This is a genomic window from Streptomyces sp. NPDC058257 (genome assembly GCF_042881845.1).
Classification (GTDB): domain Bacteria; phylum Actinomycetota; class Actinomycetes; order Streptomycetales; family Streptomycetaceae; genus Streptomyces.
In genome coordinates, this window is sequence record NZ_JBHVXJ010000027.1 from 60,330 (window position 1) to 74,418 (window position 14,089).

At 70.8% G+C, this 14,089-nt stretch carries 13 protein-coding genes; 9 read left to right on the forward strand and 4 right to left on the reverse strand.

Annotated features, from left to right (window positions below; translation table 11 throughout):
- Positions 1 to 33: 33 nt before the first annotated feature.
- Positions 34 to 1,365: an enolase C-terminal domain-like protein gene (locus ACFVXC_RS38360; RefSeq protein WP_389915524.1), complete on the forward strand. Its 1,332-nt coding sequence runs from the start codon at positions 34 to 36 to the stop codon at positions 1,363 to 1,365.
- A gap of 33 nt (positions 1,366 to 1,398) precedes the next feature.
- On the opposite strand, the gene ACFVXC_RS38365 is transcribed toward ACFVXC_RS38360, so the two are convergent.
- A complete protein-coding gene (locus ACFVXC_RS38365; protein ID WP_389915527.1) occupies positions 1,399 to 2,313 on the reverse strand; it encodes a TetR/AcrR family transcriptional regulator C-terminal domain-containing protein in 915 nt (304 codons plus the stop codon).
- A gap of 115 nt (positions 2,314 to 2,428) precedes the next feature.
- On the opposite strand from ACFVXC_RS38365, the gene ACFVXC_RS38370 reads away from it, so the two are divergent.
- The 4 genes from ACFVXC_RS38370 (at position 2,429) to ACFVXC_RS38385 (ending at position 6,767) form a co-directional block, all read left to right on the forward strand.
- A complete protein-coding gene (locus ACFVXC_RS38370; RefSeq protein ID WP_389915530.1) occupies positions 2,429 to 4,009 on the forward strand; it encodes an MFS transporter in 1,581 nt (526 codons plus the stop codon).
- A gap of 133 nt (positions 4,010 to 4,142) precedes the next feature.
- The gene (locus ACFVXC_RS38375) at positions 4,143 to 4,976 is read left to right on the forward strand and encodes an aldo/keto reductase (protein ID WP_389915533.1); all 834 of its coding nucleotides are present in this window, start codon (positions 4,143 to 4,145) and stop codon (positions 4,974 to 4,976) included.
- A gap of 169 nt (positions 4,977 to 5,145) precedes the next feature.
- The gene (locus ACFVXC_RS38380; protein WP_389915536.1) at positions 5,146 to 5,334 is read left to right on the forward strand and encodes a DUF6479 family protein; all 189 of its coding nucleotides are present in this window, start codon (positions 5,146 to 5,148) and stop codon (positions 5,332 to 5,334) included.
- A gap of 20 nt (positions 5,335 to 5,354) precedes the next feature.
- Complete coding sequence (locus ACFVXC_RS38385; RefSeq protein ID WP_389915539.1) at positions 5,355 to 6,767, forward strand: NADP-dependent succinic semialdehyde dehydrogenase; 1,413 nt, start codon at positions 5,355 to 5,357, stop codon at positions 6,765 to 6,767.
- Positions 6,768 to 6,786: 19 nt separating this feature from the next.
- Here the strand turns inward: ACFVXC_RS38385 and ACFVXC_RS38390 are convergent, their stop codons facing one another.
- The 3 genes from ACFVXC_RS38390 to ACFVXC_RS38400 form a co-directional block, all read right to left on the reverse strand.
- On the reverse strand, positions 6,787 to 7,209 hold the full coding sequence (locus ACFVXC_RS38390) for a hypothetical protein (RefSeq protein ID WP_389915542.1): 423 nt from the start codon (positions 7,207 to 7,209) through the stop codon (positions 6,787 to 6,789).
- A 75-nt stretch (positions 7,210 to 7,284) separates the two neighbouring features.
- Entirely contained in the window at positions 7,285 to 8,250 is a 966-nt protein-coding gene (locus ACFVXC_RS38395; protein ID WP_389915544.1) for an LLM class F420-dependent oxidoreductase, read from the reverse strand.
- Positions 8,251 to 8,352: 102 nt separating this feature from the next.
- Positions 8,353 to 9,258 carry a glycoside hydrolase family 16 protein gene (locus ACFVXC_RS38400; RefSeq protein ID WP_389915547.1) on the reverse strand — a complete coding sequence of 302 codons (906 nt, stop codon included), beginning with the start codon at positions 9,256 to 9,258 and terminating at the stop codon, positions 8,353 to 8,355.
- Positions 9,259 to 9,489: 231 nt separating this feature from the next.
- On the opposite strand from ACFVXC_RS38400, the gene ACFVXC_RS38405 reads away from it, so the two are divergent.
- The 4 genes from ACFVXC_RS38405 (at position 9,490) to ACFVXC_RS38420 (ending at position 14,083) form a co-directional block, all read left to right on the forward strand.
- Entirely contained in the window at positions 9,490 to 10,305 is an 816-nt protein-coding gene (locus ACFVXC_RS38405) for an SAM-dependent methyltransferase (protein WP_389915550.1), read from the forward strand.
- Between the two features lie 127 nt (positions 10,306 to 10,432).
- Positions 10,433 to 10,966 carry a 2Fe-2S iron-sulfur cluster-binding protein gene (locus tag ACFVXC_RS38410; RefSeq protein WP_389915552.1) on the forward strand — a complete coding sequence of 178 codons (534 nt, stop codon included), beginning with the start codon at positions 10,433 to 10,435 and terminating at the stop codon, positions 10,964 to 10,966.
- The gene (locus tag ACFVXC_RS38415; RefSeq protein WP_389915555.1) at positions 10,963 to 11,958 is read left to right on the forward strand and encodes an FAD binding domain-containing protein; all 996 of its coding nucleotides are present in this window, start codon (positions 10,963 to 10,965) and stop codon (positions 11,956 to 11,958) included. The genes ACFVXC_RS38410 and ACFVXC_RS38415 overlap by 4 nt, the downstream gene beginning before the upstream one ends.
- 28 nt (positions 11,959 to 11,986) lie before the next feature.
- Positions 11,987 to 14,083 carry a xanthine dehydrogenase family protein molybdopterin-binding subunit gene (locus ACFVXC_RS38420; protein WP_389915559.1) on the forward strand — a complete coding sequence of 699 codons (2,097 nt, stop codon included), beginning with the start codon at positions 11,987 to 11,989 and terminating at the stop codon, positions 14,081 to 14,083.
- Positions 14,084 to 14,089 lie beyond the last annotated feature (6 nt).

Below are 14,089 nucleotides of genomic sequence, written 5' to 3' on the forward strand. Positions count from 1 at the left end.
GGCCACCACGCCCTACCCGAGGAGTCTTTGATCATGAACAGGCAGCCGACCGTCACCGCGTTCGACGTCTACCCGGTCGCAGGACGGGACTGCATGGAGCTGAACCTCTCCGGCGCACACGGCCCCTACTTCACCCGCAACATCGTGGTCCTCAAGGACTCCGAAGGCCGCACGGGCCTGGGCGAAGTGCCGGGCGGCGAGAAGATCACCCAGACCCTGCGTGACGCCGAGTCCCTCGTCGTCGGCGCCCGCGTCGGTGACTACAAGCGCGTCCTGCGCGAGATCGGCGACCGATTCGCCGACCGCGACGCCGGTGGGCGGGGCGCGCAGACCTTCGACCTGCGCACCGCGGTCCACGCCGTCACCGCCGTCGAGTCCGCGCTGCTCGACCTCCTGGGCCGGCACCTGGAGGTCCCCGTCGCGGCGCTGCTCGGCGACGGACAGCAGCGCGACTCCGTCCGCGTCCTCGGCTACCTCTTCTACGTCGGCGACCCCGACCGCACCGATCTGGAGTACGTCCGCGAGCCCGAGTCCCCAGTCGACTGGCACCGCGTCCGGCACGAGCAGGCCCTCTCCCCCGACGCGATCGTCCGGCAGGCCGAAGCCGCCTACGACCGCTACGGGTTCCGGGACTTCAAGCTCAAGGGCGGGGTCCTGGAGGGCGCCGAAGAGGTCGCTGCCGTACGCGCGCTGAAGGACCGCTTCCCCCAGGCCCGGATCACCCTCGACCCCAACGGCGCATGGTCCCTGCGTGAGGCGATCGAGCTGTGCACACCCCTGACCGGCACGCTCGCCTACGCCGAGGACCCCTGCGGTGCCGAGGGCGGCTACTCGGGCCGCGAGATCCTTGCCGAGTTCCGCCGGGCCACGGGACTGCCGACCGCCACCAACATGGTCGCCACCGACTGGCGGCAGCTGACCCACGCCCTGGCCCTTCAGTCGGTCTCCATCCCTCTGGCGGATCCGCACTTCTGGACCATGCAGGGCTCCGTGCGCGTGGCTCAACTGTGCAACGCGATGGGACTCACCTGGGGATGCCACTCCAACAACCACTTCGACATCTCCCTGGCCATGGTCACCCACTGCGGAGCCGCGGCCCCGGGCGACTACAACGCCCTGGACACCCACTGGATCTGGCAGGAGGGCCTGGAGCGCCTCACCACCGCGCCGCCCCGCATCGTCGAGGGCGAGATCGCCGTGCCCGACGCCCCCGGCCTGGGCATCGAGCTCGACATGGACCGCCTGCTCGCGGCCCACGACCTCTACCAGCGGAAGGCACTTGGCGCACGCGACGACGCCACCGGCATGCGCTTCCTCATCCCCGACTGGCAGTTCGACAACAAGCGGCCCTGTCTGGTGCGGTGAGCCGGATTCCGTCGATTCCGTCGGGTGCCGGGCCTAGGACGCTCCCCGAGGCTTCTCGATGAGCGCCTGGACCCCGTCCAGGAACCGCTCGAGCCCGAACTCGAACAGCGTGCCGAGCTCCAGATCAAAGTCGTCGTTGCCGAAGAGCGTGGAAAGGACCGGATACGACCCCGCGGTCTGGATGGCTTCCATACGCGGCTCGTTGGACGCCATCCACTCCTCGGGAGTCATACCGGTGTCCTGCCGCGCCTGCGACTCCAGCTCGATGGCCAGCGCGACACCTTGGGCATACCCGAGGACCGCGAGGTGGACATGGATCATCTGGTACGGCGTGAGCCCCACTCCGCGCAATGCGGTCAAGGTCCGCTCCGTGTACCGCATCGCGTGAGGTGAGGCCATCGGCCGGGTGAGACCGGCCATGGCCCGCCCCAGCCAAGGGTGACGCTCGTAAAGACCCCACAACCACCGCGCCTCCTGCGCGAGCTGGGCACGCCAGCCGCGCGGTCTGGGACCCGACGGTTCCTCGCTGAACACCGCCTCCGACATCAGCCGTACGAGTTCACCCTTGCTCGGCACATGCCGGTACAGGGCCATGGTGGAGGTGCCGAACTCGGCCGCGACACGGCGCATCGACAGCGCCGCGAGCCCCTCCGCGTCGGCGAACGCGATCGCGGTGCGGACGACGCGCTCACGGGTCAGACCCCGGCCAGGAGCCGCACGCCGTTCCCCTCCCGGCTCCGCGACCACCGTGCCGACACCGGGCACAGCACGTACCAGACCCTCCTGGTTCAGCGCGGCGAGCGCCTTCGTCGCCGTCGCCATCGCGACACCCCACTCCTGGGTGATGTTCCGGGTGGAGGGCACGCGGTCGCCCGGAACGAGGTCACCGGAGTCGATCCGGTGACGGATGCTCCCCGCGATGCGGAGATAGGGCGGTTCGGCAGCCATGGGCGCACTGTACTAGTGCACCTCGCGCACGATCTCCCAGATCAGGAGCATCAGTTGACGAAGTGCACTAGGTCATTGTTTGCGGCGTACGCGCAGACCCGATTCCGTGGCGGCCATGGAGAACTCACTCAATCCCCGCGCGGGCCGCAAGGAATGGTCCGCCCTCATCGTCCTGATGCTGCCCCTGCTGCTGGTCTCGATGGACGTCTCGGTCCTCTACTTCGCGATTCCGTACATCAGCCAGGACCTTGAGCCGAGCGCCACGCAGCAGCTGTGGATCCTGGACATGTACGGCTTCGTCCTCGCGGGACTCCTCATCACCATGGGCGCCCTAGGCGACCGGATCGGCCGTCGCACGCTGGTGCTCGGGGGTGCCACGGTCTTCGGTGCGGCCTCGGTCGCCGCAGCGTACGCGCACTCGGCCGAACTGCTCATCTGCGTACGGGCGTTGCTCGGGCTCGGCGGCGCCGCCCTGATGCCCTCGACGCTCGCCCTCATCCGCAATCTCTTCCGCGACGAGAAACAGCGCGGCAAGGCAGTGACCGTTTGGACGGCTGTCATGACCGCGGGCATCTCCCTGGGACCGGTGGTCAGCGGCCTGCTCCTTGAGCACTTCTGGTGGGGGTCGGTCTTCCTGATCAACCTGCCCGCGATGGTGCTGCTGCTCGTCCTGGTCCCGTTCCTGGTACCGGAGTTCAAGGTGCCGCAGCAGGGGCGTTTCGACCTGCTGAGCGCCGCGCTCTCGCTCACCGCCCTGCTCCCCGTCATCTACGGCATCAAGGAACTGGCCCAGCACGGCTACAAGCCGCTGCCGGCTCTCGGCATCACCTCGGGCCTTGTACTCGGCTACGCCTTCGTGCGCCGCCAGAAGCGGCTGGCACGCCCGATGATCGACCTCGGCCTGCTGGGCCGGCGCGCCTTCGGCGGCCCGGTGGTCACCAATCTCCTCGCGATGTTCGCCACAGTGGGCATGGCCGTCTTCCTCACGCAGTATCTGCAGTCCGTCCTGGCGATGGGCCCGTTCGAGGCAGCACTGTGGAGCCTGGTGCCAGGAGCGAGTGTGGTCGTCATGGCCCCGATCGCGGCGGTCCTCGCCCAGCGCGTCGACCGCGCGTACGTCATGGGCGGCGGGTTCCTCTTCTCCGCCTGCGGCTTTGTGTGGTTGACCCAGGTGCACACCGACTCGGCCCTCTGGATCACGCTGGCCGGGGCCTCCGTCTACGCGGGTGGCCTTGTCGCCGCCATGACGCTCGCCAATGAACTCGCCCTCGGAGCCGCCCCGCCGGAGCATGCGGGCTCGGCCGCGGCCGTTCTCGAATCGGGCCAGGAACTGGGCGGGGCCCTGGGCATGGCGGTCCTCGGCTCCATCGGTGCCGCGGTCTACAGCCGCGACATGGCCGACGCCCTCCCCGCAGGGGTCCCGCACGCCGACGCCGTACGCGAAACCCTGGGCGGCGCGACGACAGTGGCCGCGCGCCTCCCCTCCGGCACAGCGGACACCGTGCTGACGGCCGCGCGCGACGCCTTCACCCACGGGATGGGCTTCGCCGCGATCGGCGCGGCCGTCGTCATGGCCGCGGCGGGCCTCTTCTCCGTCGTCCTGCTGCGCGGAGCGGGCACGACGACCACACACTCGACCGTGCCTCACGCCGAACCCGAACCCGCGGAGCCGGTCCGGGCGACGCATGCGCGCTAGGGAGCTGGGGAGGGACGAGCCCAAGGGCGCGCGGCCCGGCGCACCGCGCTGTCCCGCGTACTGGTGGTGATCACTTGTGATGTCCTTGGCGTGAGGGCATACGAGCCTGACGGCATACGAGAAGGGATACGCGATGGCAGCGGCGAAGACAGTGACGTTCCCCTCCGGAGTGAGCGTGCCCGCCCTGGGCCAGGGCACCTGGCGCATGGGCGACGATCCTTCGCGCCGCGCCGAGGAGCTCGCCGCCCTGCGCAGGGGCCTGGACCTCGGCATGACGCTGATCGACACGGCGGAGATGTACGGGAGCGGCGCATCGGAGGAGCTGGTCGGCGAGGCGATCCGCGGGCGCCGCGACGACGTGTACCTGGTGAGCAAGGTGTTGCCGTCGAACGCCGACGCCCGCGGCACCGTAGACGCCTGCCATGCGAGCCTGCGCCGCCTGGGCACCGACCGGATCGACCTGTATCTGCTGCACTGGCGAGGCGGTGTGCCGCTCGCCGAGACCGTCGAGGCGCTCGAAGGTCTGGTGAGCCGCGGCAGCGTCGGCGCCTGGGGCGTGAGCAATCTCGATGTCGACGACCTGGCGGAACTCCCCCAAGGCGTCCGCCCGCAGACGGATCAGGTGCTCTACAACCTCACCCGCCGCGGCCCCGAGTACGACCTGTTCCCCTGGTGCCGCGAGCGCTCCGTGCCCCTGATGGCCTACTCCCCGCTGGAGCAGGGGCGGCTGCTCGGCCATCAGGCCCTGGAGTCCGTGGCGTCGGCGCACGGCTGTACCCCCCTTCAGGTGGCGCTCGCCTGGGTGCTGCGTCACGACGACGTCATCGCCATTCCCAAGGCCTCCACGGCGGCACACGTGGAGCAGAACCACGCGGCCCTCGACGTCGACCTCACCGCCGATGACCTCAAGGCGCTGGATGCCGCGTTCCCCGCGCCGGTCCGCAAGGAGCCTCTGGAGATCCTCTGAATGACTCCGTCCGGGAGATCCGACCAGTCGCGGAAGTGTGTGCTCCGTATCTCCGGGCACTCGTCAGGTCGCCGCGCATGCTTCCCCGAGCATGTCGCTCTAGGGTGAATCCCGGGCCCGCAACGCAACGCCCGGAGCCACAGGCTTCGGGCCCTACAGGAGGCAATACATGCTCCTCGCCGCAAGCGGTACCTCGTCGCTGATGCCGATCATCGGCGTGGTGATCGTCGCCGTACTGCTCGCCCTCTTCTACTTCGGACGGCGACAGGCCGCCCGCCGCCCCGACCCGCCACAGGAGCCCCAGCCCCGCGCGGATTCCTGGGAAGACCCCCACGAGGAGCCTCCCAAGTCGCGCTAGGCGTTCCAAGGAGGAACGGCATGCCCATCGCCACGGTCGATCCCGCCACCGGTGAGACGCTCAAGACCTTCGAGCCGCTCGACGACACGGAGGTGGAGCGCCGCCTGGCGGTCGCCCACACCACGTTCGGGCAGTACCGCACCAGCGCTTTCGCCGAGCGGGCCCGGCTCATGAACCAGGCCGCCGACCTCCTTGAGGAGGACAACGCGACCATCGCCCGGACAATGACCACGGAGATGGGCAAGCCCATCAAGGCGGCCAGGGCCGAGGCGGCCAAGTGCGTCAAGGCCATGCGCTGGTATGCCGGGCGTGCCGAGGAACTGCTTGCGGACGAGCACCCGGCGCAGACCGACGTGGAGGACTCCGGAGCGACCCGGGCGATCGTCCGTTACCGCCCGCTGGGCGTCGTGCTCGCCGTGATGCCGTGGAACTTCCCGCTCTGGCAAGTCGTACGGTTCGCCGCCCCCGCCCTCATGGCGGGCAACGTCGGTCTGCTCAAGCACGCGTCCAACGTGCCCCAGACCGCCCTCTACCTGGAGGACCTCTTCCGCCGCGCAGGGTTCCCCGATGGCTGCTTCCAGACGCTCCTGATCGGCTCGGGCGCCGTCGAGGGCATCCTGCGCGACGAGCGGGTGGTCGCGGCGACCCTCACCGGCAGCGAACCCGCTGGCCGCTCGGTGGCGTCCACCGCCGGCGACGAGATCAAGAAGACCGTCCTGGAGCTGGGCGGCAGCGACCCTTACCTCGTGCTTCCGAGTGCCGACATCGAGCGTGCCGCCTCGATCGCGGTGACCGCCCGGGTGCAGAACAACGGTCAGTCCTGCATCGCCGCCAAGCGCTTCATCGTGCACGCCGACGTCTATGACGCCTTCCGTGACCGGTTCGTCGCGGGCATGAGGGAGCTGACCGTCGGCGACCCGGCGAGCGAGGACACCGACGTCGGCCCGCTCTCCACCGAACAGGGCCGCAGTGATCTGGAGGAACTCGTCGACGACGCGCTCGCCCACGGCGCCACCGCGCTGTGCGGCGGGCAGCGCCCCAAGGAGCAGGACCGGGGCTGGTACTACTCCCCCACCGTCCTGGCCGACGTGACCCCGCAGATGCGCATCCACAAGGAGGAGGCGTTCGGCCCGGTGGCCACGCTGTATCGCGTCGCGGACCTGGACGAGGCCGTCACTCTGGCCAACGACTCGCCGTTCGGGCTCAGCTCGAACGTGTGGACGCGCGACGACGCGGACATCGAACGCTGCGTACGGGACCTCCAGGCGGGCGGTGTCTTCTTCAACGGCATGACCGCGTCCCACCCCGGCCTGCCCTTCGGCGGCGTCAAGCGCTCGGGCTACGGGCGGGAGCTTGCGGGACACGGCATCCGCGAGTTCTGCAACGCCACGACGGTCTGGTACGGCCCCTCCGACCCGGGCACCAAGGGCTGACGGCGGAGGGGCCGCCCGCTCAGTGCCCCGGGAGCGGCGGCTCCCCGTGCTCCGCGCCCGTCAGGCGCAACTGCACCTGCACCTCCTGGTCACCGGAGGCGGTGCCGGTGTCCGAGACCACGAACGCCGATTCGAGCGTGGCACGCAGTCGGTCCACCGCCACCGGGCTGCCTTGCAGGTCGGCGGTGACCGGCCCCGCGAGGAGCACGCCACGGACGGGGCCCGGGCTGCCGGAGGCGAGGAAGCCGCCGGTCCAGACGGCGGGGCCGGGCTGCTCCGTGCGGTGTGGCGCGTCATCGCCGCGGTCGGAGGCGAAGTGGGTCCGCAGCACGCCGAAGACGGCGTCCGCGTCGGCCGCCGAGCACTCGCCGAGGACCACTTGCACCAGGTCGGGCGAGTCGGACTGCGCGATGGGGGCGGCCGGGTCGGGTGTGTCGTTCACGCTGTTCTCCAGTGGGGTCGCGGGTAGCTGACGTGTGATCACGGGTACCCGATGTGCGGGCAGGTATCTACGGGCTCAGAGGTCGCGCAGGGCGGGCAGCAGCTTCTTCTCGGCCCAGTCGATGAAGGGACGTTGGTGGTCGCCGCCCACCTGGACGAGGGCGACTTCCGTGAAGCCCGCCTCGGCATAGGGGCGTACGGCCTCGACGAACGCGTCGACGTCGTCACCGCACGGGATCTGGTCCGCGACGTCCTGTTCGGTGACGAACTGCGTGGCGCCCGCGAAACCGGAAGGTCCGGGCAGCTCGGAGTTGACGGGCCAGCCGCCGGCGAACCAGCGGAACTGGTCGTGCGCGCGAGCGACGGCCGCGTCCTTGTCGGTGTCGTAGCAGACGGGCAGCTGGCCGACGCGCGGCTTGCCGCTGCCGCCGTGCCGGTCGAAGGATTCGATCAGGCCGGCCTTGGGTTCGGTCGCGATGACCAGGTCGGCAAGGCGTCCGGCCACCTCGCAGGACCGGCCTCCCGAGACGGCCACTCCAATGGGGGGCAGCTCGTCGGGCAGGTCCCAGAGGCGGGCGTTCGCCACATCGAAGTGGGTGCCCTGATGGTTGACGTTGTCGCCGGTGAACAGCGCGCGGATGATGCCGATCGCTTCCTCGAGCATCTCCAGGCGGACCTGCGGGGATGGCCAGCCCGCGCCGACCACGTGCTCGTTGAGGCTCTCGCCCGAGCCGAGACCGAGCCTGAAGCGCCCCTCGGAGAGCAACTGCATCGTCGCGGCCTTCTGCGCCACCACGGCGGGGTGGTATCGCACCGTCGGGCAGGTCACGTACGTCATGAGCGGGATCCGCGACGTCGCCTGCGCCGCCGCACCGAGCACGCTCCACGCGTAGGGCGCGTGCCCCTGCGATTCCAGCCAGGGGAAGTAGTGGTCGGACGTGACGGAGAAGTCGAACCCGGCCCGCTCCGCCGCGACCAGATCGTCGACAAGGGCACGGGGGCCCGTCTGCTCGGTCATCATCGTGTAGCCGATTTGAACCATATTTGTACGGTTTGCCGAACTGCCCCCGCTGAAACATCACCAGCAGCGGCTACGTGAGGCGGCTGCCCACGCGTCACGGGACTACTCGGGTCCCCTTCAGCCCTACTTCCAGTCGTACGCGTACGCGGCGACCCAGGTGATCTCCAGCCGCGCACTGCTGCCGGGCGCCGCTCCCGGGCCTTCGAGGGCGCTCTCGTTCTGCAGGATCCAGGACAGCGGCTGGTCCGGCACGCCCCGGGTGTCCTGTCCCCTCTCCCGTCCGTCCACGAAGAAGCGCACGCGTCCGGGTGTCCATTCGGTCGACACCGTGTGCCATTCGGTCCACTCGTCGGCGCCGCGGAACGTGCCCTGTTCGCCGCCGCCGCACGGATGGTGGAAGGCGGTGAGGGATCCGGCCCAGTTGCCCTCGGGGTGATCCATCTCGCAGCCGCCGCCGTAGTGCAGCCAGGCCGACTTGTATCCGGGGGCCGGCTTGGTCACCTTGATACGGGCGCTGTACTTGCCGTACTTCATCTGCATGACGGCACGCGGTACGACCGCGGCGGCGTGGACAGGACCGCCGTCGTCGGGCCGCCACATCCGGATACGCATCCGGCCGTCGCCGTTTTCCGCAGGGCCGACGCTCACCGTGTCCTCCGGGTGGTAGACACCCACGACGTCACGGCCGCGATCGTTGGCCGTGTCGCGCCAACCGGTGGGGTAGGCCCACCAGTTGTCGCGGTAGGAGCCTTTGAGTCCTGCGCAGTACGCGGCGGACGTGTCGGTGTGGTGGTCACAGTCGCTGAACGCGCCCAGCGGCACCTCGTCGCCGGTGAAGTCCTCGGCGACGACCTGCCAGAACGGCCCGCAGTCGCCGCGCGGCAGCTCGGTGCCCACACTGCCGCAGGCGTCGCCCGACTGCGGCGCTCCCCCGGCGCTCGGGATGGACAGCAGGACGGCGAGCAGTGTGGTGCCGAGCGCCGCGAGCACGACCGGCCTGCGCCGTCTCGCCGCCGCGTGTGTTCCCATCGCGTCTCCCCTTCTCCCGGCCGCGCACGCTCCGCTGGAGCCGTCGGACACCGCACGCGAAGGGGGCATCCTCGCGGAGCGCGCGACGTCCCGCCATACCGTCGGCCCCGGCGCCGCCGAGCATCGGCGATCCGACCCGCCGGACAGTTAACTGGTGTACGCGTCCGCACTGTTGAGACGTAGGTTGTGCGTTGAACGGTTCACGCCTCGGTGGAAAGACGGGCCCCGACCATGAGCGACCCCATGACGACGCCCGGTTCCGCGGCGCGTCGGGAGATCGACACCTCGGTGCCGCACTCGGCCCGGATCTGGAACCACTGGCTGGGCGGGAAGGACAACTACCCCGTCGACGAACAGGCCGGCGACGCCTACAGCGCCGTCTTCCCCGGCATCGTCACGGTCGCCCGCAGCAGCCGCGCCTTCCTGCGCCGCACCATCACCCACCTGGTCACCGAGGCGGGCATCGGGCAGTTCCTGGACATCGGCACCGGCCTGCCGACCGTGGACAACACCCACGAGGTCGCCCAGCGGCTCGATCCCCGGACCAGGATCGTGTACGTCGATCATGACCCGATGGTCCTCGCGCACGCCCGCGTCCTGCTCACCTCCACCCCCCAGGGAGCGACCGCGTACCTCGACGCCGATCTGTCCGACCCCGACCGCATCCTGGCGGCCGCGGCCAAGACGCTCGACCTCACCCGCCCCACCGCCCTGATCCTGAGCAACATCCTGGGCCACGTCGCCGACTACGACCGGGCACGCGCCATCGTCACCCGACTGATGGAAGGCCTGCCCTCCGGCAGCTACCTCTCCATCAACGACGGTTCACGGGGCACCGACGCCGACTACGAACAGGCGCAGGACGCCTACAACGAAACAGGCGCCGTGCCCTACTTCCTGCGCCCCGTCGACCAGATCACCGCGCTCTTCGACGGCCTTGAGCTCCTGGCGCCCGGCGTCGTCTCGGTCCCCTTCTGGCGCCCGGACACCGACTCCCCCGCCCCTGGGCCCATCGGCGAACACGGCGGCCTCGCCCGCAAGCCGTGAGGCCCTCGCCCCGGGGGTGAGCCGATGCGCCGCCCGCACGCGCCCGGCGTGCCGGAACGTGTGTCCTGACTCAGGCTGGTTACGCGGTGACACCGCAGACCACGCGTCGACGAGGGAGCAGAGCGCCATGGGAACCGATGTGTTCCGCTCGGAAGTGGCCCTGACGGTAAACGGCACACCGTGCCGCCCCACCGTCGACCACCGTTCGACACTCCTCGACGTCCTGCGCGAACAGCTGGGTCTCACCGGCGCCAAGAAGGGCTGTGATCACGGTCAGTGCGGTGCCTGCACCGTCCTGGTCGACGGGCGCCGCGCGAACAGCTGTCTGCTGCTTGCCGTCGCCCACGAGGGGTGCGAGATCACCACCGTCGAAGGGCTGCACGCCGCCGACGGCGAGGACCTGCACCCCGTGCAGCGCGCCTTCCTGGAGCGCGACGCCTTCCAGTGCGGCTACTGCACCCCGGGCCAGATCTGTTCGACCGTCGGCGCCCTGGCGGAGGCCGCGGCGGGCAACGCGTCGCATGTGACGGATCCGGACGCCGCCACCGGCGACCCCGTGGAGCTGACAAGGGACGAGATCCGTGAGCGGCTCAGCGGCAACCTGTGCCGCTGCGGCGCGTACCCCCACATCGTCGAGGCCGTCGAGGACGTGACCCGGTGAAGCCCTTCCGGTACGTGCGCGCCTACAGCGTCGAAGAGGCGACCGCGGCCCACGCGGGCCGCCCGAGCTCCCGCTATCTGGGCGGCGGCACCAATCTCGTCGACCTGATGAAGCTGGGCGTGGAACGCCCCGGGAGACTGATCGACGTCAGCAGGCTGCCGCTGGACGCGGTGGAGGAACTGCCCGACGGGTCCGTCCGGGCCGGAGCGACGGTGCGCAACAGCGACCTCGCCGCCCATCCGCTGGTGCGCGACCGCTACCCCGTTCTCGCCCAGGCCCTGCTCGCGGGGGCGTCGGGGCAGCTGCGCAATGTGGCCACGACCGGCGGCAACCTGCTCCAGCGCACCCGCTGCCCCTACTTCCAGGATCTGGCCAAGCCGTGCAACAAGCGTGAGCCCGGCAGCGGGTGCGGCGCACGCGACGGCGTCCACCGCGACCACGCGATCCTGGGCCACTCACGGCTCTGCATCGCCACGCACCCCTCCGACATGGCGGTCGCGCTCGCCGCGCTCGGCGCCCAGGTGGAGCTGCACGGTGTGCGGGGCCGGCGCACCCTGCCCGTGGCCGAGTTCCACCGGCTGCCCGGCGACCGCCCGGACCTGGACACCGAGATCGCACCCGGGGAGCTCATCACCGGTGTGCTGCTCCCGCCCTCGACCGCGGGGCTGCCCTCCGCCTACCGCAAGGCCCGCGACCGCGCCTCGTACGCCTTCGCGCTGGCCTCGGTGGCCGTGGTCCTGGACGTCGAGGACTCCGCCGTACGCCAGGTGCGCATCGCGTTCGGCGGCCTGGCCCACCGGCCCTGGCGCGCCCGGGAAGCCGAGCGGGCTCTGCTCGGCGAACCTCCGAGTGACGAGGCGTTCCTGCGCGCCGTGGACGCCGAGCTCTGCGCGGCCGAGCCGCTGCGGGACAACGCGTTCAAGGTGCGCCTGGCCCGCAATCTCACGTGTGACGTGCTGCGGCGGCTCGCCGACTCGTCCCCCGCCTCCTGAAACTCAGCCCCCCTCCAGGGAGAACCCCATGCCGGACACCGCCAGTGCCCTCGGAGCTCCCGCCGAGCGCAGGGAAGGCCCCCAGAAGGTGACCGGGACCGCCCGTTACTCCGCCGAGCACACTCCCGAGGGGTGCGCCTACGCCTGGCCGGTCCCCGCCACGGTGGCACGTGGCACGGTCACGGCCGTCGACGCCACCGCGGCCCTGGAGCTGCCCGGCGTCGTCGAAGTCCTCACCCATCTGAACGCGCCGCGCCTGGCCGAGCCGGACGACGCGACGCTTGCCGTGCTGCAGGACGCGCGTGTTCCGCACCGGGGCTGGTACGTCGCGCTCGTCGTCGCCGACACTCTGGAGGCGGCACGCGAAGGCGCCGCGGCCGTCAAGGTCGGTTACGCCGAGGAAGCGCACGACGTCACCCTGAAAGCCGATCACCCCGACGCCTACGTACCTGAGGACGAGGACGGCACATCGGGCGAGCACGTGCGCGGCGACGCGGAGGGCGCGTACGCGTCCGCGCCCGCCCGCGTCGATGTCGCCTACCGGGTGCCACCGCTGCACAACCACCCCATGGAGCCGCACGCGGCCACCGCCCACTGGCAGGACGGGCACCTGACCGTGCACGACAGCAGCCAGGGCGCCACCACGGTCCGCAACGTCCTGGCCGGCCTCTTCGAGCTGCCCAGGGAACAGGTCACGGTCGTCTCGCAGCACGTCGGCGGCGGATTCGGCTCCAAGGGCACGCCACGGCCGCACGTCGTACTCGCCGCCATGGCCGCCCGCGTGACCGAAAGGCCCGTCAAACTCGTCCTGCCGCGCCGCCAGTTGGTGGCTGTGGTGGGTCATCGCTCGCCGACGCTGCACCGGGTGCGCCTGGGGGCCAAGGAGGACGGCACGCTGACCTCCGTGATCCATGAGGTGGCCGCGCACACCTCGCGCGTCAAGGAGTTCGTCGAGACGGCCGCCGCCTCCACACGCATCATGTATCCCTCGCCGCACGCCCGCACCACCCACCGCGTGGTCCCGCTCGATGTGCCGAGTCCCTCCTGGATGCGGGCACCCGGTGAGGCGCCCGGCATGTACGCCCTGGAGTCGGCGATGGACGAACTCGCCGTGACCCTCGGCATCGACCCCGTGGAGCTGCGGCTGCGCAACGACACCGGCACCGAGCCCGACAGTTCCAAGCCCTTCAGCAGCCGCCACCTCGCCGAGTGCCTGCGCGAGGGCGCCCGTCGCTTCGGCTGGTCCGAGCGCGACCCACGCCCGCGCTCGCGCTCCGAGGGGCCCGTCCTGATCGGCAGCGGGGTAGCGGCGGCGACGTACCCGGTGAACATCGCGCCGTGCCAGGCCGGCGCCCACGCCTACCCGGACGGCAGCTTCGTGGTCCGCGTCAATGCCACCGACATCGGCCAGGGCGCCCGCACCGTGCTGGCCCAGGTCGCAGCCGACGCGCTCGGCGTCCCCCTGGACTCCGTGCGCACCGACATCGGCGACAGCGACCTTCCGGACGCCCCGCTGGCAGGCGGCTCCTCAGGGACGGCCTCATGGGGCTGGGCCGTCCACGAGGCCTGTACGCGACTGGCCGCGCGCCTGGCAGGACAGCAGGGGCAGCAGCTGCCTCCGGAGGGCGTCGGTGCCACGGCGGACACGGCGGGCGAGGCCGACGCGGACAGCGACTACTCCCGCCACTCCTTCGGCGCGCACTTCGCCGAGGTCGGCGTCGACACGGTGTCCGGCGAGGTCCGGGTACGCCGACTGCTCGGCGTCTACGCGGCGGGGCGCATCCTCAACTCCCGCACGGCGCGCTCGCAGTTCATCGGCGCGATGACGATGGGCCTGGGCATGGCGCTGACCGAGGGCAGCACGATGGACCCTGCCTTCGGTGATTTCACGGAGGCCGATCTCGCCGCCTATCACGTACCGGCGCACGCGGACGTACCCGCGATCGAGGCGCACTGGATCGACGAGGACGACCCCCACCTCAACCCCATGGGCAGCAAGGGGATCGGAGAGATCGGCATCGTGGGGACGGCCGCGGCCATCGGCAACGCGGTGCACCACGCGACCGGACGGCGGCTGCGCGAACTTCCGCTCACGCCGGACCGGGTCCTGACGCGCGCGCTCTGATCCCGA